General features: G+C 36.3%; 17 protein-coding genes, 2 tRNA genes and 1 rRNA gene. 16 read left to right on the forward strand and 4 right to left on the reverse strand.

Going from position 1 to position 15,902, the window contains the following annotated elements; translation table 11 throughout:
• Positions 1 to 9: 9 nt before the first annotated feature.
• The 9 genes from rrf to HLX49_RS14960 all read left to right on the forward strand — a co-directional run bounded on the left by rrf (position 10) and on the right by HLX49_RS14960 (position 5,787).
• Positions 10 to 125 (forward strand): 5S ribosomal RNA (gene rrf, locus HLX49_RS14920).
• Positions 126 to 165: 40 nt separating this feature from the next.
• Positions 166 to 242: transfer RNA gene (locus HLX49_RS14925), tRNA-Met, on the forward strand.
• A gap of 64 nt (positions 243 to 306) precedes the next feature.
• Positions 307 to 383 (forward strand) — tRNA-Asp (locus HLX49_RS14930).
• Positions 384 to 772: 389 nt separating this feature from the next.
• Positions 773 to 1,762 (forward strand): thiamine-phosphate kinase, encoded by a 990-nt coding sequence (thiL, locus tag HLX49_RS14935; RefSeq protein ID WP_254843930.1) that lies wholly within the window; start codon positions 773 to 775, stop codon positions 1,760 to 1,762.
• Positions 1,763 to 1,775: 13 nt separating this feature from the next.
• Positions 1,776 to 2,225 carry a tRNA (adenosine(37)-N6)-threonylcarbamoyltransferase complex ATPase subunit type 1 TsaE gene (gene tsaE / locus HLX49_RS14940; protein WP_077702498.1) on the forward strand — a complete coding sequence of 150 codons (450 nt, stop codon included), beginning with the start codon at positions 1,776 to 1,778 and terminating at the stop codon, positions 2,223 to 2,225.
• A gap of 24 nt (positions 2,226 to 2,249) precedes the next feature.
• Entirely contained in the window at positions 2,250 to 2,945 is a 696-nt protein-coding gene (gene tsaB, locus HLX49_RS14945; RefSeq protein ID WP_077702499.1) for a tRNA (adenosine(37)-N6)-threonylcarbamoyltransferase complex dimerization subunit type 1 TsaB, read from the forward strand.
• Positions 2,946 to 2,952: 7 nt separating this feature from the next.
• Positions 2,953 to 3,408 (forward strand): ribosomal protein S18-alanine N-acetyltransferase, encoded by a 456-nt coding sequence (gene rimI, locus HLX49_RS14950; protein ID WP_077706820.1) that lies wholly within the window; start codon positions 2,953 to 2,955, stop codon positions 3,406 to 3,408.
• Positions 3,401 to 4,411, forward strand: coding sequence for a tRNA (adenosine(37)-N6)-threonylcarbamoyltransferase complex transferase subunit TsaD (tsaD, locus tag HLX49_RS14955; protein ID WP_101933377.1), 1,011 nt, complete (start codon positions 3,401 to 3,403; stop codon positions 4,409 to 4,411). The genes rimI and tsaD overlap by 8 nt, the downstream gene beginning before the upstream one ends.
• 203 nt (positions 4,412 to 4,614) lie before the next feature.
• Complete coding sequence (locus HLX49_RS14960; protein ID WP_077702501.1) at positions 4,615 to 5,787, forward strand: FtsW/RodA/SpoVE family cell cycle protein; 1,173 nt, start codon at positions 4,615 to 4,617, stop codon at positions 5,785 to 5,787.
• A gap of 281 nt (positions 5,788 to 6,068) precedes the next feature.
• On the opposite strand, the gene HLX49_RS14965 is transcribed toward HLX49_RS14960, so the two are convergent.
• Complete coding sequence (locus HLX49_RS14965) at positions 6,069 to 7,997, reverse strand: ABC-F family ATP-binding cassette domain-containing protein (protein WP_077702502.1); 1,929 nt, start codon at positions 7,995 to 7,997, stop codon at positions 6,069 to 6,071.
• Between the two features lie 347 nt (positions 7,998 to 8,344).
• Here HLX49_RS14965 and HLX49_RS14970 point away from each other — a divergent pair, with 347 nt between their 5' ends.
• Positions 8,345 to 9,007 (forward strand): redox-sensing transcriptional repressor Rex, encoded by a 663-nt coding sequence (locus HLX49_RS14970; protein ID WP_073013424.1) that lies wholly within the window; start codon positions 8,345 to 8,347, stop codon positions 9,005 to 9,007.
• Between the two features lie 431 nt (positions 9,008 to 9,438).
• Here HLX49_RS14970 and HLX49_RS14975 read toward each other — a convergent pair whose 3' ends face one another.
• Both HLX49_RS14975 and HLX49_RS14980 read right to left on the reverse strand, forming a co-directional pair.
• On the reverse strand, positions 9,439 to 9,639 hold the full coding sequence (locus tag HLX49_RS14975; protein WP_077702503.1) for a YdiK family protein: 201 nt from the start codon (positions 9,637 to 9,639) through the stop codon (positions 9,439 to 9,441).
• Between the two features lie 133 nt (positions 9,640 to 9,772).
• Positions 9,773 to 10,477 carry a CPBP family intramembrane glutamic endopeptidase gene (locus HLX49_RS14980; RefSeq protein WP_077702504.1) on the reverse strand — a complete coding sequence of 235 codons (705 nt, stop codon included), beginning with the start codon at positions 10,475 to 10,477 and terminating at the stop codon, positions 9,773 to 9,775.
• An 827-nt stretch (positions 10,478 to 11,304) separates the two neighbouring features.
• On the opposite strand from HLX49_RS14980, the gene groES reads away from it, so the two are divergent.
• Both groES and groL read left to right on the forward strand, forming a co-directional pair.
• Positions 11,305 to 11,589 carry a co-chaperone GroES gene (gene groES / locus HLX49_RS14985; protein WP_077702505.1) on the forward strand — a complete coding sequence of 95 codons (285 nt, stop codon included), beginning with the start codon at positions 11,305 to 11,307 and terminating at the stop codon, positions 11,587 to 11,589.
• Between the two features lie 59 nt (positions 11,590 to 11,648).
• The gene (groL, locus tag HLX49_RS14990) at positions 11,649 to 13,286 is read left to right on the forward strand and encodes a chaperonin GroEL (RefSeq protein ID WP_077702506.1); all 1,638 of its coding nucleotides are present in this window, start codon (positions 11,649 to 11,651) and stop codon (positions 13,284 to 13,286) included.
• Positions 13,287 to 13,412: 126 nt separating this feature from the next.
• Here groL and HLX49_RS14995 read toward each other — a convergent pair whose 3' ends face one another.
• On the reverse strand, positions 13,413 to 13,781 hold the full coding sequence (locus HLX49_RS14995) for a tyrosine-type recombinase/integrase (protein ID WP_296362896.1): 369 nt from the start codon (positions 13,779 to 13,781) through the stop codon (positions 13,413 to 13,415).
• A gap of 231 nt (positions 13,782 to 14,012) precedes the next feature.
• Here HLX49_RS14995 and HLX49_RS15000 point away from each other — a divergent pair, with 231 nt between their 5' ends.
• From HLX49_RS15000 to HLX49_RS15015, 4 genes are all read left to right on the forward strand, one after another.
• Positions 14,013 to 14,213: a hypothetical protein gene (locus tag HLX49_RS15000; protein WP_141130678.1), complete on the forward strand. Its 201-nt coding sequence runs from the start codon at positions 14,013 to 14,015 to the stop codon at positions 14,211 to 14,213.
• A gap of 152 nt (positions 14,214 to 14,365) precedes the next feature.
• Positions 14,366 to 14,581, forward strand: a complete 216-nt coding sequence (locus HLX49_RS15005; protein WP_296362900.1) for a WYL domain-containing protein — start codon at positions 14,366 to 14,368, stop codon at positions 14,579 to 14,581.
• The gene (locus HLX49_RS15010; protein ID WP_296362902.1) at positions 14,581 to 14,895 is read left to right on the forward strand and encodes a YolD-like family protein; all 315 of its coding nucleotides are present in this window, start codon (positions 14,581 to 14,583) and stop codon (positions 14,893 to 14,895) included. The genes HLX49_RS15005 and HLX49_RS15010 overlap by 1 nt, the downstream gene beginning before the upstream one ends.
• Positions 14,896 to 15,148: 253 nt before the next feature.
• Positions 15,149 to 15,902, forward strand: a 754-nt coding sequence (locus tag HLX49_RS15015; RefSeq protein ID WP_296362904.1) for a hypothetical protein, incomplete at its 3' end; no start/stop codon positions are given.

A 15,902-nucleotide genomic window follows, 5' to 3' on the forward strand; every position in this document is an offset into this window, starting at 1 on the left:
GCAACTTTGCCTGGTAGTAATGGCGGAGAGGTCACACCTGTTCCCATGCCGAACACAGTAGTTAAGCTCTCCAGCGCCGATGGTAGTTGGGACTTTGTCCCTGCAAGAGTAGGACGCCGCCAGGCAAAATTTATCTATATTTTGTAAAAAAAACTTATTTCATATCGCGGGGTGGAGCAGTCTGGTAGCTCGTTGGGCTCATAACCCAAAGGTCGTAGGTTCAAATCCTGCCCCCGCAACCAAATTATTATCTAAAAATAAATCAAAATGACATTTCCACTGTCAGAATATTAACATAATAAATTTGGTCCGGTAGTTCAGTTGGTTAGAATGCCTGCCTGTCACGCAGGAGGTCGCGGGTTCGAGTCCCGTCCGGACCGCCAGATAAATAGAATTCAACACACATGGTTTTAATAAAATCGTGTGTTTTTTATTTTCTTTTAAAATGTTGGCTTATCACCAGATTTCTATGGTGAGTAACGCTGTCGTTTTGTTTCTACGATAAAACTAAAAATTTATATTCCAGATATAAGGTGCTGTAAGACTTCCACTTCTAGAATACCATCTAATCACCGCTTTGTTTAGAATCCTTTAGCTTATACCTTATGGTACTAACAATTACTGGGGGGTGTAAAAAACTCCCACAGATTGTAGATCACTTTATACTTTCCTGTAGTGTAAAACAAAATCACAATACAAATCTTTTCTCCACAATACCAGTATTTCCTTTTTCTTTTTCCCGCATTTTTTGCTATCATAAATATAGTTATATATGAAATTTGGTGAGCGACAAGTGGATGAGTTTCAATTTATAAACACAATTAAACAAAATTACTACAGACAGTCATCTGTGGTAAAAGGTATAGGCGATGATGCAGCCGTTTTTCGGCAAAATACAAAAGATATCGTTACTGCTGTTGATACGTTTGTGGAAGGTGTTCATTTTCGAAAAGATACGATGTCTGCTTATGATATTGGTTTTCGTGCTTTAGTGGCAAATATTAGTGATTTAGCTGCTATGGGTGCTCAACCTGCTTTTTATTTGGTTTCCATTGTTTTTCCCAGCCATTGGTCCCCACAAGAAGTGCAGCATATTTTCCAAGGAATGAAGGCAATAGGAAGAAGTTATAATATGGATTTAATTGGGGGGGACACAGTGTCTGGAAACGAACTCGTTTTAACAATTACTGTTATAGGCTATGTTGAAAAAGCACAAGCTCGATATAGACATCATGCCAGAGCTGGTGATATTGTCTTTGTTACGGGAACTTTAGGTGATTCACAAGCTGGTTATCATATTATAACAAATCAAAAGAAGTATAAAGATGCTGCTTATTACACGGAACGCCACCGAAGACCAGTTCCTCGAGTTGATTTTGCTCTTGGGATACCTAGAACAGTTCGCGTTGCGTTAAACGATGTGAGTGATGGTATAGCTAATGAGGCTGCAGAGATAGCAACAGCATCAGATGTAAGCATGCAACTTTTTGATGAAGCCATTCCGGTCCATGAGAGTTTTCATCAGTTTTCTAAGTCTAAGCAGTATCAATGGAAGTATTTTGGCGGAGAGGACTTTGAATTAATAGGTACAGTTGCTGCAACGAATTGGGATATATTAGTTGATACTGCAAAAAGAGTCAATTTACAACTGACGCAAATAGGAAAGGTATTTTATGAACCCGAATATAATCATGTTTACATAAACAAAGGAAATCAGCAATTAGAAAGATTGCTACAAAAAGGGTATAATCACTTAAAGTAGGTGTACAGATTAAATGTATGAAATAATAACAAATACAGAAGAAACAACCATAGATTTAGGCGAAAAGTTGGCTTTGTTATTGAGTCCTGGAGATGTTGTTACGTTAGAAGGCGATCTTGGTACGGGAAAAACTACATTCACAAAAGGCTTAGCTACAGGGCTTGGAGTAAAACGACATGTATCTAGCCCGACATTCACAATTATTAAGGAATATGAAGGTGAATTGCCTCTTTATCATATGGATGTGTATCGGTTGGAAAATAGCGAAGAGGATATAGGTTTTGATGAGTATTTTCATGGAGAAGGAATAACGGTTGTGGAATGGCCGCAATTTATAGCTTCTTTCTTACCAGGAGAGTATTTGGAGGTAAAGCTTGCTAGTATTGACGAAAAATCACGAAAGTTTACCTTTATCCCACATGGTTATCACCATGAATGGGTAGTAGAACAGTTAAAAAGTTAATTCGACATACGAGGAGTTATTGACATGAATATACTTGCAATGGATACATCGAATCAAGTATTAGGTGTTGCCATTCAACAAGATGATACAATACTAGGTGAAATGGTTACAAATTTACCTAAAAATCATTCCGTTCGATTAATGCCTGCTATAGATAGACTAATGCAGGAAGTAAATATGAAACCAGAACAGTTGGACAAAATAGTAGTAGCTAAAGGGCCAGGTTCTTATACAGGTGTTCGTATAGGATTATCTACAGCAAAATCGATGGCGTGGGCGTTAAATATACCTGTTATTGGCGTATCAAGCTTAGAAGTGCTTGCTTATCAAGGACGTTTTTTTAATGGTATTATTTCCCCTTTCTTTGATGCTAGAAGAGGGTTAGCCTATGCAGGGTGCTATCGTTTTGTAAATAATCAGTTACAACTTTTCAGAAAAGAAGAAAATGTTGCTATGCAGGATTTACTTGAGGAACTTAAAAGCTTGGAAAAATCAATTTTATTTTTAAGTCCAGACATATCCATTCATCAAGAACAAATTATATCAATAGTAGGGAATAGAGCAGTGATCCCAGAAGAGCAGGTTCATGTAATTCGTCCTACGCATTTAATTGCAGCGGCTAAAGAAAAACAAGTAGGGTCTACACATACACTACGTCCTAATTACCTTCGTTTAGCAGAAGCTGAGGCTAAATGGTTAGAAAGTAATAAAGGTTGTTAACTTCGTGATGAAGCAGGAAGTTAACATAAGAAAAATGCGAGTAGCAGATATTGATGCTGTTATGTATGTGGAGAAAGAATCATTTGCTACAGCTTGGTCAGAGGAAATTTTTAAACAGGAGCTTGTTGAAAATCCATATGGCCATTATTTTATTATTGAATGTAATGGAGAGATTGTCGGTTATGTAGGCATATGGATTGTCTTTGATGATGCACAAATAACCAATATTGCTATTTTGCCATCTCAGCGTGGAAGAAAATTAGGTGAACAGCTTTTCCGACATGTATTTAAATATGCACTTATCTATGGAGTGCGTCGTTTATCATTAGAGGTGCGAAAGTCTAATATTGTTGCTCAAAAGCTCTATCGCAAATTTGGGCTTGTAGCTGGTGGCATTAGAAAGCAATATTATACAGATAATCAGGAGGACGCAATTGTGATGTGGGTGAATATAAATGAGTAAAGAAGTAGTAATATTAGGTATTGAAACAAGTTGTGATGAGACGGCAGTTGCAATTGTCAAGAATGGCAAAAAAATCTTGTCCAATGTCGTTTCATCACAGATTGAAAGCCATAAGCGGTTTGGTGGTGTTGTCCCAGAAATTGCTTCCCGACATCATGTAGAGCAAATTACATATGTTTTAGAAGAAGCTATGGAACAAGCAGCTATTAGTTGGAGTGAAATTGACGGGATCGCTGTAACAGAAGGACCAGGTCTAGTGGGAGCACTGTTAGTTGGTGTGAATGCAGCTAAAGCTCTGGCCTTTAGTAAACATAAGCCATTAATTGGTGTACATCATATAGCAGGTCATATCTATGCAAATCGCTTGCAGGATGAATTTAAATTTCCTTTATTAGGACTGATCGTCTCCGGCGGGCATACAGAGTTAGTAATTATGAAAGCGCATGGTGAGTATGAAGTCATTGGCGAAACAAGAGATGATGCAGCGGGAGAAGCATATGATAAAGTAGCAAGGCTATTAAATCTACCTTATCCAGGTGGTCCCGAAATTGATAAGTTAGCAAAACGAGGAGAAGAAACGATTGATTTTCCAAGAGCTTGGTTGGAGCCAGATAGTTATGACTTCAGTTTTAGTGGATTAAAATCATCGGTTACAAATACAATTCATAATGCAAAACAACGTGGTGTATCGTTAAAAGCAGAAGATATTGCTGCAAGCTTTCAAGCTAGTGTAGTAGATGTATTAACCATGAAAACAGTACGTGCAGCTAAAGAGTACCATGTAAAACAAGTCATCGTAGCTGGAGGTGTGGCGGCTAATAAAGGGCTTCGATCTTCTTTACAGCAGGAATTTGCCAACTTACAAATCCCTTTACAAATTCCGCCACTTTCTTTATGTACAGACAATGCTGCGATGATTGCAGCTGCTGGTACAATTGCTTTTGAGCAAGGGAGAAGGTCTGGACTAGATTTAAATGCTCGAGCGTCCATGCTGTTAAAGTAATCCACAACCATCCACAAGTATGTGAATAACTGTTAAGAATAGTGTTCTAGTAATAGCTTTATTGTGCATATGTTTGTGGATATATATAAACAATGCTGTGGATAGTGTGAATAACATATGAGAAACGTTGGGAGCAACTGCATGAAGATAGGGTTTTCCGTGTGTATAATGTTAGAGTAAAAGCAGAAATTTGGTGATAAGCAATGTCAAAAAAGCAATCCTATTATATACAAACAGATTTAATCTCTATATTTATATTACTTGTATGTGTCAGTTTGCTTTCGATCTATAATGCACAACAGTTAGAACAGTACAGCACAAACTTTATGCTGCAGCAAGCAGTTTGGTTTACGGTCGGAATTGGTATCGTTGCAGCTATACAATACTTAGATATGGAGCAAATATATAAAGCAAGTGGATACATTTATGCATTTGGTGTATTCGTACTCTTGGTGTTACTAATTAGCCCAGAAAGTATTGCACCATATACAAATGGAGCAAAAAGTTGGTTTAATTTAAGGGTTGCTACAATACAACCTTCCGAATTTACAAAAATAACGACCATCATTTATATGGCTACAGTTATTCAAAAGCATAAAGAAAAATTTATTAAACCAAGCATTAAATCCGATATTAAACTGCTTATTAAAATTTTGGCCGTGGTAGCTGTACCTGTGGCACTAATTATGAAGCAACCTGATTTTGGAACGTCAATGGTTTATTTATTTATAGCTGGGGTTATCATTATCCTTTCAGGTATTCATTGGAAAATACTAACGACATTAATTGTGAGTATCACTTCTGTTGCTGGAGCTACGCTAGCTTTTATTGTAAAATTTCCTGATTTAGCAAAGCAGCTAGTCGGCGAGGGACAAAAATATCAAATAGATCGCATACTAACTTGGTTTGATCCATCTCAACAAGCAAGTGATGCAAATTGGCATTTTAATCAAGCTTTTATGGCACTCGGGTCTGGTCAATTGTTTGGTAAAGGAATGGGGAGTCAGGAAGTGTCGTTTCCCGAAGCGCAAACGGATTTTATTTTCTCCATCATCGGGGAGAGTTTCGGCTTCGTTGGCGGCGCACTTGTGATCTTTTTATACTTTATCTTTTTATATAAATTAGTAATGATTGGCTTATCTATTTATAGCCACTCCCCGTTTTCCGCTTATATTTGTTTTGGGTTTATGAGTTTATTGCTTGTTCACGTCTTTCAAAATATTGGTATGGCGCTAGGTATTATGCCGGTAACAGGAATACCGCTACTTTTTATAAGTTATGGAGGTAGTTCTGTAATGGCTTCTATGCTTGGTTTTGGAGTTATTTATCGGATAGCTGTGGAAAACTCTATTCAAAATGATTATTTATTTAAATAGAACATGTGGATAAATTAAATGGTTTGGGTTATCCACATGTGTATAAAGGAAACCTCTGATAGTAGGAGTTTTCCCACTTTATTTAATCGTTTAAAGTTGTGAAATCCATGATATATCCTAAGATGGTACTTTTTTCTGATAAGTGGTGCTTCGAACTCAACAGGATTTTCTATAGTATTAGAAAAACTTGGCTTATCGCTAATTCTTTATGGCTTTCTTATAATATAATATAATATAATATAAAATAAAACTTACCCACATGACTTAGTCATGTGGGTAAGTTAATCTTCTAGTAAGTCTGCCCATTCTTCCATGAAGAGGTTCACTTTTTGTTTACGGCGATTGACTTCTTCTGACAATTCTAATGCTTTTTCATGGTCTTGAAAGATTTCTGGTAACTCCATCTGACTTTCTAGCTGCTCTATATCGTTTTCTAACTGTTCAATTTCAGTTTCAAGTTCTTCAATTCGTCTTTTTTTCTTTCTTTGCTCGCGCTGTAATTGCTTATCGCGTTCAAAATGGCGTTTTCTTTCTGAAGCGGGAGCTTGTTCACTTTGATTGGATGATTCGTTTAATCGTTTTAATTCAGCTTCCTCCGCTTTTTTTTCTAAATAATAATCGTAATCGCCAAGGTAAATGGTTGTTTTCACCTTTTGCATTTCAACTACTTGATCAGCAATCTTATTAATAAAGTAACGGTCATGAGAAACGAATAAAATCGTACCAGGAAAATCTATTAAGGCAGCTTCGAGTACTTCTTTACTATCAATATCTAAATGGTTGGTTGGTTCATCAAGAATTAGAAAATTAGCTTGTTGCATCATTAATTTTGCTAAAGCCAGGCGTGCTTTCTCACCGCCACTTAATGCATTTACAGGCTTTAATACATCTTCACCAGAAAACAAGAAATTACCGAGAACAGTCCGAATATCTTTTTCATTTGTGGTTGGATAGTCATCCCATAATTCCATTAACACGGTTTTAGAAGAGTTTAAGTTTGCTTGTTCTTGGTCATAGTAGCCGATTTGTACGTTTGTTCCGAGCTGTACAGTCCCTTGGATCGCTTTTAATTTTCCCAACACAATTTTTAGTAGCGTCGTTTTCCCAACTCCGTTTGGACCAACTAGAGCCACGCTTTCTCCGCGATTGATTTGCAAATGTACATTTTGGAATAAATTTTCTTCTTCATTCGGATATCGAAATAATAAATTATCTATTTTCAACACATCGTTGCCACTCCGGCGGCTTACTTGAAACGAGAAAGAAGCAGAGGCTTCATCCCCTAATGGTTTGTCTATTTTATCCATTTTATCTAGTTGTTTCCTTCTGCTTTGTGCTCGTTTTGTAGTTGAAGCTCGTACAATATTACGTTGAATAAAGTCTTCCATTTTCTTGATTTCAGTCTGTTGCTTTTCGTATTCTTTCCACTCTCTTTCGAAATCAAGCGCTTTTTGCTCTAAATACTTGCTATATGTTCCGACATAACGCTTTGTTTGATGGCGAGCTATTTCATACACAATAGATACCGTTTTATCTAGAAAGTAACGATCGTGGGAAACGACTACTATCGCACCAGGATAACTATTTATGTAGCTTTCTAGCCAATTTAACGTTGCAATATCTAAATGGTTGGTCGGTTCATCTAAAATGAGTAATTGTGGTTTTTTTAATAGCAGCTTTCCTAATGAAAGTCGTGTTTTTTGACCGCCGCTTAGCGTTTGAATAGGTGTATCATAGTCAAACAAATGAAAATTCAACCCTGTTAATACCGCTTTTATATCCGCTTCATATGTATATCCGCCATTTTGTTCATAAGCGTGACGTAAACGGTCATAATCATGCAATAGTTTTTCATAGGCTTCAGAAGTATAACTTGTTGCCTGTTCCATCTTTTCTTCAATTATTCGCAGTTGTTTTTCTTGTTTCGTTAATTCAGGGAAAACAGTAAGCATCTCCTGCCAAATTGTTTTTTCAGACTCTAGTGCAGTATGTTGAGCTAGGTAACCCAAAGTAAGGTCTTTAGGCATAAATAATTCACCTTGGTCATAACTTAGTTCCCCTGCCATTATTTTTAATAATGTTGATTTTCCGGAGCCATTTCTTCCCACGATAGCTATTCGATCATGGTCTTTTACTTCTAGCTTTATATTTGATAAAATTTCATCAGCACCAAATGATTTTGAAAGACCGTTCATTTGCATTCGTATCATAATATACCCCCATCTCTCTTCTAGTGTATCTTACTTTCCTAAAATCAATCAATACAATTGTGAACTAAGTCACGACTTATTTCCAGTTTTCTGCTAAAATAAAAGAGAGTTAGTAATTAAAACCAAATCCCCCGAATGATTCTAGGTTAGGAAAGTTGGATCAAAAGTATTGATGCAGTTTTAACTCGAAATCTATATCAAGAGGAAAGGATACTTTTTTAGTCGCTTTATTATGTAAGCGATACACAATAGGTTACGAAAAATTTTTAACTGTAAAGTCAAGAAATTGGTAACAGCATGCTGTAGAAAATTAAAATATAATAGTTGAAGTGGAGGATGATAAAATGATGGAGCAAAATAAAATACCTCAAGCGACTGCTAAAAGATTACCTTTATATTATCGATTCATAAATAATTTAAATCATCAAGGGAAAAAGCGTGTTTCTTCTAAAGAATTAAGTGATGCGGTAAAAGTAGATTCAGCTACCATTCGCCGAGATTTTTCCTATTTTGGCGCTCTAGGTAAAAAAGGGTACGGTTATAATGTGGAGTATTTGCTTGAATTTTTTCGGAAAACATTAGATCAAGATGAAACAACAGAGGTTGCACTAATAGGCGTTGGGAATTTAGGTACTGCATTTTTACATTATAATTTTATGAAGAATAATAATATTGCGATTAAAATGGCATTTGATAGTAACCCTGAAAAAGTCGGCACGATGGTTAGTGATGTACCTGTTTATCATATAGAGGAATTAGAGGATAGATTGGGTGATATTAAAGTGGCCATATTGACTATTCCTGGAAGTGAGGCACAACCTATGGCTGATCATTTGGTTAATAGGGGAGTGGAAGGGATACTCAATTTCACGCCAGCAAGAATAACTGTACCAAAGCATATCCGCGTACATCATATCGATCTAGCTGTGGAGTTACAAGCATTAGTTTATTTCTTAAAACATTATCCTCTAATTACAGAGGATGAAGAAGAGGAAGTACCCATGGATTGAGGTAGTTCAAGTGTAAAAGAGGAAAACACGCAAAAAATGATGGCTTCCTGAAGGGGAGACATCATTTTTTGTACTTATAGGAAAGTATAAAAGCTTCAAGGTTTATAGTGTGTAAGAAAAATGACAGCGTTTTTTCACCATAAGACTAGGTGGCAAGCCAAGTTTTTCTAACATTATAGAAAAGGATAAAGTATCAGATAAACAAGCTCTTTACAAGATACGGGAGTGCTGATATACATAATGAGCCTTCGTGCATGTCGGGGCTTCACCTTCCCCTGTACAAAAAAGCTGTCATCAGCTAAAGTTCCAATATCTATCTACTTTAATTCCTTCCTCACTAGCTCATAATGGATAAACAAATAAAATTAAAAATCATATTGCTTCATTCTTAAGCGTTTGAAATGTTAATAGAGCGTATCGAATTGTGAATCTTATGTTTTATTGTTGCGTTTTTGTCGAATATGAATGGCGATTAAGCGGATGCCTACACCTGTCTCCAGTGTGGCGAATAATGCTAACACCATTGTTGTTATATTCCACATTGTTTCGTCTACACTTAAAATAGCAACATAAGTGAAAAATGCTCCCATAATAAGGTAGATAATTCCCATTGTTTTGGGAGAAATCTTCATATTTTAAGCCTCCAACCAAAGCCTATTTTTCATACTACATGTAAGTAGAACGTTTACCATAAAGATTTGGTAACGTTTTTTATTAAATCCTATAAGTTAATGGTAGCATAGACGTGCGCGTATGCAAGGTAACTTATGATAAAAGGACGGTTTGTAGCTCGTTTAGTTGCTTTTCTATCTCTGCAGGATCAAGATTGTATTGCGCAATAACAACTAGTCCATTCATAGCCATGTGAGCAAATATGGGTACGATAATTCGTTTCGTTTCCACATACAAGTAAGCAAATACAAGCCCCATTGTTCCGTAAACTAAAATATGTTGTGGTTCGCCATGAATAATCGCGAAAAGAGCCGCAGATATGAGCGCTGCAATAAAGAAATTCGTTCGTTTATATAGATTTCCAAATATAATTTTGCGAAAAATAATTTCTTCTAAAATAGGAGCAGTCAAAACTGGAATAATTACAAACAAAGGAACAGCACGAGCCATTGCCATTATTCCTTGTGTATTTTCTGAACCGGGTTCGATTCCTAGAAGCATTATCTGAATGAAATTTGCGATGCCTTGGCTAAATATAGCCATAAATGTACCTAAAATAGACCAAGTAATGATACCCCAAATTGATGCACCGTCGCGCTGTTGTAATCCTTGTTTCAAGTCGGGTCGCATTAATAGTAGTACAACAATAAGACCTAATAGAAAACTAATTACCCCTCCATAAATGGATGCCTCTAATTTGGAAACAGGAAATGCGGTATAGACGATACTCCCAGTTAATATAACCGAAAATTGTGTAATAATGTAGCTAATAATAACCCACCAATATCTTTTTGGCAACGTACAACGACTCCTTTTCTTGTACTAAAAGTTTAAAGGTTTAAGTAGAAGGAAAACCACGGCTTCCGCTAAAAAGAACTGGCGGTAAGCCCAGTTTTTCTAATACTAGGATCGTAGAGGATTTTTTGGTTTATAGTGTAAAAGCAACGACGGTGCTTTTTCGCCATAAAGATTTTTTTTCCTCAATGATCCTATACATTTCTATTTTTATCTTTACGTATATTATTTTAAGTTTTTCGTATGAGAAAAATGATATTCTCCGTAAAAAATGGCTTCATGTTCAATAATAAATGATCTGCCCGTATCATATATTCCCTTTATGTCACGTGTGGGGGAATAGATATACTTCATGTAAATTCATTCATAAAGTGTCCCCACATCTTTATTAGGTCAGGAAAAACTGTATTTCAATGAATCAAATTTTCTTGGAAATACAAGAGGGATGGAGAAAACCTTATTGTTAGAACCGTATTTTAACGCATGAGAAATAATACGTATTTTGAAGTATTTATATTTGAATTATCACAATGAGTAACGATAACATAGAATGTACATGTTATTTTATCATATATTCGTAATTTCTATATAACAGAAAGATTGATGATGTATGAATTCTCTTGCTCTCTTATGTGTATGTTATTTTACACTGTAAGAAAACAATAGCTTTTGCCATACAGATTAGGCGAAAAGCCAAGTTTTTCTAAAAAATTATGCTTTCCTACTTGCAATTTTCTCCGGAATTATTTATTATAATAATTGGAATTAGCACTCACTTGATTCGAGTGCTAATAAAAATATAAGAATAGAATTAAGGAGGCTTTCTACACATGATTAAACCACTAGGAGATCGCGTTGTTATCGAGCTTGTTGAACAAGAAGAAAAAACTGCAAGCGGTATCGTACTTCCTGACTCTGCACAGGAGAAACCACAGGAAGGTACAGTAGTTGCAGTTGGTTCTGGGCGTGTAACAGAAAAAAATGAAAAGGTTGCCTTAGAAGTGGCTGAAGGAGACCGTATCATCTTTTCAAAATTTGCCGGTACGGAAGTGAAATACGAAGGCAAAGAATACTTAATTCTTCGTGAAAATGACATCCTGGCTGTAGTAAGCTAATCTCGATATAAGAATAGATAAATAATAGGTAACTTGAACAATAAAAGGAGGATTTATCGATGGCTAAAGAAATTAAGTTTAGTGAAGAAGCACGTCGCGCAATGCTACGTGGTGTAGATACATTAGCGGATGCGGTAAAAGTTACATTAGGACCTAAAGGACGTAACGTTGTATTAGATAAAAAATTCGGTTCACCGCTTATTACGAATGATGGTGTTACGATTGCAAAAGAAATTGAGCTTGAAGATCAGTTTGAAAATATGGGTGCACAACTCGTATCTGAAGTTGCTTCTAAAACAAATGATGTTGCTGGTGACGGTACAACCACAGCAACTGTACTCGCTCAATCCATGATTCGTGAAGGGTTGAAAAACGTTGCTTCTGGAGCTAACCCTGTTGGTGTTCGTCGTGGAATCGAAAAGGCTGTTGAAGTAGCAGTAAATGAACTAAAAACGATTTCCAAGCCAATCGAAAGCAAAGAATCTATCGCTCAAGTAGCAGCAGTTTCTTCTGATGATGCAGAAGTAGGTAACCTTATTTCTGAAGCAATGGAACGTGTTGGTAACGATGGTGTTATTACCATTGAAGAATCAAAAGGTTTTAACACAGAGTTAGAAGTAGTAGAAGGTATGCAATTTGACCGTGGATATGCTTCTCCATACATGGTAACAGACCAAGACAAAATGGAAGCTGTTTTAGAAGATCCATACATTCTAATTACAGATAAGAAAATCGGTAACATTCAAGAAGTATTGCCTGTACTAGAGCAAGTTGTTCAGCAAGGTAAACCTTTATTGATGATCGCTGAAGATGTAGAAGGCGAAGCGTTAGCTACACTTGTTGTTAACAAATTACGTGGTACATTTAACGCAGTAGCTGTTAAAGCTCCTGGATTCGGTGACCGTCGTAAAGCAATGCTTGAAGATATTGCTACACTAACGGGCGCTGAAGTTATTACAGAAGACCTTGGTCTAGATCTTAAGAGCGCTACAATGGATCAACTAGGTCGTGCTGCTAAAGTAGTAGTTACAAAAGAAAACACTACAATCGTAGAAGGTTCTGGAAATCCAGAAGCAATTTCTGCGCGTGTTGCACAAATCCGTGCGCAAGCTGAAGAAACAACTTCAGAATTTGATAAAGAAAAACTACAAGAGCGTCTAGCTAAGCTAGCTGGTGGAGTAGCAGTAGTGAAAGTTGGAGCTGCAACAGAAACCGAACTAAAAGAGCGTAAACTACGTATTGAAGATGCGCTAAACTCTACACGTGCTGCTGTACAAGAAGGTATTGTTGCTGGTGGTGGTACAGCATTCATGAATATTTACAACAAAGTAACTGAATTGAACCTTGAAGGAGACGAAGCAACTGGTGCTAACATTGTACGCCGTGCTATGGAAGAACCAGTACGTCAAATCGCACACAATGCTGGTCTTGAAGGATCTATCATTGTTGAGCGTCTAAAAGGTGAAAAAGTAGGTGTTGGTTACAACGCTGCTACTGGTGAGTGGGTAGATATGGTTGAAGCTGGTATCGTTGACCCAACAAAAGTTACTCGCTCTGCACTACAAAACGCTGCATCTGTAGCTGCAATGTTCTTAACGACAGAAGCGGTAGTCGCTGACAAGCCTGAAGAAGACGGCGGCGCTGGTGGCGGAATGCCTGATATGGGCGGCATGGGTGGAATGGGCGGCATGATGTAAATCATCGCCCGTAACCCCTGATGCATCAAGGGTTATAAGTGTTGGTTAGGTGATATTTGGAGAAAATCTCACAAAAACCTCACATTTTTTAAAAAAGTTGTTTTTCCAAGGATGTTTCCGTAAAGATTAGATATCTTTTCGGTTGCATCCTTTTTCATTTTTATCCGTAACATGTGTGTAAATCTGCATAGTAGTATCAATATCTTCATGGCCAACGCGCTTCATGATTGTAGCAATATCAACACCAGCTTCGGCTAGCATACTAATATGAGTATGTCTAAAAATGTGAGGTGTAGCATACTTTTTTATACTTGTTTTTCGCATGAGACGATTCATTCTGGTTAAAATTGTCTTTGTAACAATAGGAAACCCGTTTGCTCTTGCGAATACAAAACCTTTGTCGTGATAGTCTTCAATTAAAGTTCTATATTGCATTTTATGTTTATCGTTTTCTTGAACGACTTTTCGTAGCATGTCCATAACGGATTGTTCCATGCTTATTAAGCGGATGGATCCATCTGTTTTGGGAGTTGTTAGTTCGTAACCACGCATTATTATTTTTTTCATTCGTCTAAGTAAAGGTAAAAAAGAAGCTCAAAGAGTTTTCACGAAAACAGTCGTAAGCCGATTAAAAGCTTTGGGAGCTCATAAATTAGCTTGGGCAGCAGGAGCGGCGTTAGCGATTGCTAAACAAATTGAAAAAAGGGATAAATATCCTAATAATGGATGGATAGATATTGCGTTTTAGGAGTTGCTATCATGAAATTATTGACTACAATTATTTATGTGTTTTTGGTATTATACTTAGTTAATATATTTGAAATTGAAAAAGATTGGCTTTATTTATTAACTGTGGGGCCTATTGTAGTTTTTGGCGTATTATTCATTGTGCACTTATTTGATAAAAATAAATCTAGTAAGCATTAGTTGAAAACATTATATTAATGGTATGTTTCAAACCACCTCCTGTAACCAGAAACGAGTTACGGGGAGGTGGTTATTTGTATTCCATAAAATAACACGTACATTTGTTCCTTTTTATGATATACTTAGAACAAATGTTCTAAGTTGGTGTAGTCATGTTAGGATTATTTAAAAATTCTTTAGATAACAAGCAAAAGATCATCATCTTCTATATGGATAACAATAACCAAGTGACTGAGCGCTACGTACGTGTATTGGAAATAAAGGAAAATAGTATTTTAGCCTATTGCTTTTATCGTAAACAAGTGCGAATATTTAACATTGAAAATATTTTATCTGCTGGAAAAGTAAGAAAGAAGGTTGTTTCATAATGGTTAATGATCGAGGTACAATAAAATGGACATCTATTATGATGCCGGAACACATAGAGATGCTTCAAGAGATGTGGAAAGAACAGGATTATAACGAGAAGCCGATTTTGGATGAACAACAAAAAGAGGAAATAAACACAAAATTACTGATGGCTTTAGCAAATGATTTAACTGTCGAATTAAAGTATTTTGATAAACATGATTTTTATAAAGTAAAAGGTAAGATAACCAGTATTAATAAACAAAATAAATACATAAGTCTAGCTGGGCAATGTTTGCCTTTTGAATGCATTATGGATGTGTGGATAAAATGAAGTGAGCACATCATTTTTTTATTAACGATACCATCTTCTGTAACTATAGATGAAATTAGTTACAAGAGATGGTGTTTTTATATATTCAAATAAAGATTAAAAAAGTTTAAGTAGTAAAAAACACCTATGTAAAAACAAGGAAAAAAGATGCTTGGTGTATGGGTTATTTTACCATTAGAATTAATATAGAAAAAGAAAACGGAAATGTTTTAAAAGCAAGGGGTTAAATTTATAGGGAGAAGGGGGATAGTTTGTGAAGCGTGACTTACAAATTAATTATGGGGTTTTAGACGATATTATTGGCGAACTTCGGACATATAAGCGTGCTTTAGAAAAAATGGACGACTCACTTGATAAAGTGAGTACCTTTATGCAAACAAATGAGGGGAAAAGTGTTGAAGCATGGGATCAGAACATTAGCACCTCGAAAGAAAAAATTGCAAATTATGAAACACAGATCAATGACTTACTATCGTTATTTGAAAATTACGTAACAGACACTACAAGATTTATTTCACCCATTTCAAGAAATACGATGATGCGTGTGGATCGTAATGATATTTGGGCGAATCTAAAGCAAATAGAGGGCGGTATTACCGATAATCTGTTTAAGGCACTAAACAAAAGCTATCAGCAACCTTCTTCATTTTTCGGTATGTTTGATGACCCAACGGATGCGGAAAAAGAAGCAAGTGAGATCAACCGACGCCATATGGAGCGAATCCAAACGAGTATTGAAGCAACCAGAAAAAAGCTAGAACGTAATATGGACGAGTTATGGGATTTATATAATTCCAAAGTAAAAAGATTTGAAAATGCAGATGATGAATACAATAACTTGGCCGGAAACGTAAAAAGGAAATATACGAACTTCTTTGAAGGTGTCATGGACGTTGTCAGTAGTGTTAATAAAGCTGTCGATGATTTTGAAAAAGGAATTGTCAACAGCATTGCTGGCATGGTCACGGGACTGCTAACCGTAGTTAAGGATGCAGGTGTTGTTGCCG

Source organism: Virgibacillus sp., from assembly GCF_013393565.1.
GTDB lineage: Bacteria > Bacillota > Bacilli > Bacillales > Amphibacillaceae > Virgibacillus > Virgibacillus dokdonensis.

What these genes read in the sequence shown, in the direction of transcription:
- groES (WP_077702505.1), top strand. Translation starts at nt 11,305, where the DNA reads ATGATTAAACCACTAGGAGATCGCGTTGTTATCGAGCTTGTTGAACAA.
- tsaE (WP_077702498.1), top strand. Translation starts at nt 1,776, where the DNA reads ATGTATGAAATAATAACAAATACAGAAGAAACAACCATAGATTTAGGC.
- rimI (WP_077706820.1), top strand. Translation starts at nt 2,953, where the DNA reads ATGAAGCAGGAAGTTAACATAAGAAAAATGCGAGTAGCAGATATTGAT.
- HLX49_RS14960 (WP_077702501.1), top strand. Translation starts at nt 4,615, where the DNA reads ATGTCAAAAAAGCAATCCTATTATATACAAACAGATTTAATCTCTATA.
- thiL (WP_254843930.1), top strand. Translation starts at nt 773, where the DNA reads ATGAAATTTGGTGAGCGACAAGTGGATGAGTTTCAATTTATAAACACA.
- HLX49_RS15010 (WP_296362902.1), top strand. Translation starts at nt 14,581, where the DNA reads ATGGTTAATGATCGAGGTACAATAAAATGGACATCTATTATGATGCCG.
- groL (WP_077702506.1), top strand. Translation starts at nt 11,649, where the DNA reads ATGGCTAAAGAAATTAAGTTTAGTGAAGAAGCACGTCGCGCAATGCTA.
- tsaB (WP_077702499.1), top strand. Translation starts at nt 2,250, where the DNA reads ATGAATATACTTGCAATGGATACATCGAATCAAGTATTAGGTGTTGCC.
- HLX49_RS14995 (WP_296362896.1), bottom strand. Translation starts at nt 13,781, where the DNA reads ATGGAACAATCCGTTATGGACATGCTACGAAAAGTCGTTCAAGAAAAC.
- HLX49_RS14975 (WP_077702503.1), bottom strand. Translation starts at nt 9,639, where the DNA reads ATGAAGATTTCTCCCAAAACAATGGGAATTATCTACCTTATTATGGGA.
- HLX49_RS15000 (WP_141130678.1), top strand. Translation starts at nt 14,013, where the DNA reads ATGGATAGATATTGCGTTTTAGGAGTTGCTATCATGAAATTATTGACT.
- HLX49_RS14970 (WP_073013424.1), top strand. Translation starts at nt 8,345, where the DNA reads ATGGAGCAAAATAAAATACCTCAAGCGACTGCTAAAAGATTACCTTTA.
- HLX49_RS14965 (WP_077702502.1), bottom strand. Translation starts at nt 7,997, where the DNA reads ATGATACGAATGCAAATGAACGGTCTTTCAAAATCATTTGGTGCTGAT.
- tsaD (WP_101933377.1), top strand. Translation starts at nt 3,401, where the DNA reads ATGAGTAAAGAAGTAGTAATATTAGGTATTGAAACAAGTTGTGATGAG.
- HLX49_RS15005 (WP_296362900.1), top strand. Translation starts at nt 14,366, where the DNA reads ATGTTAGGATTATTTAAAAATTCTTTAGATAACAAGCAAAAGATCATC.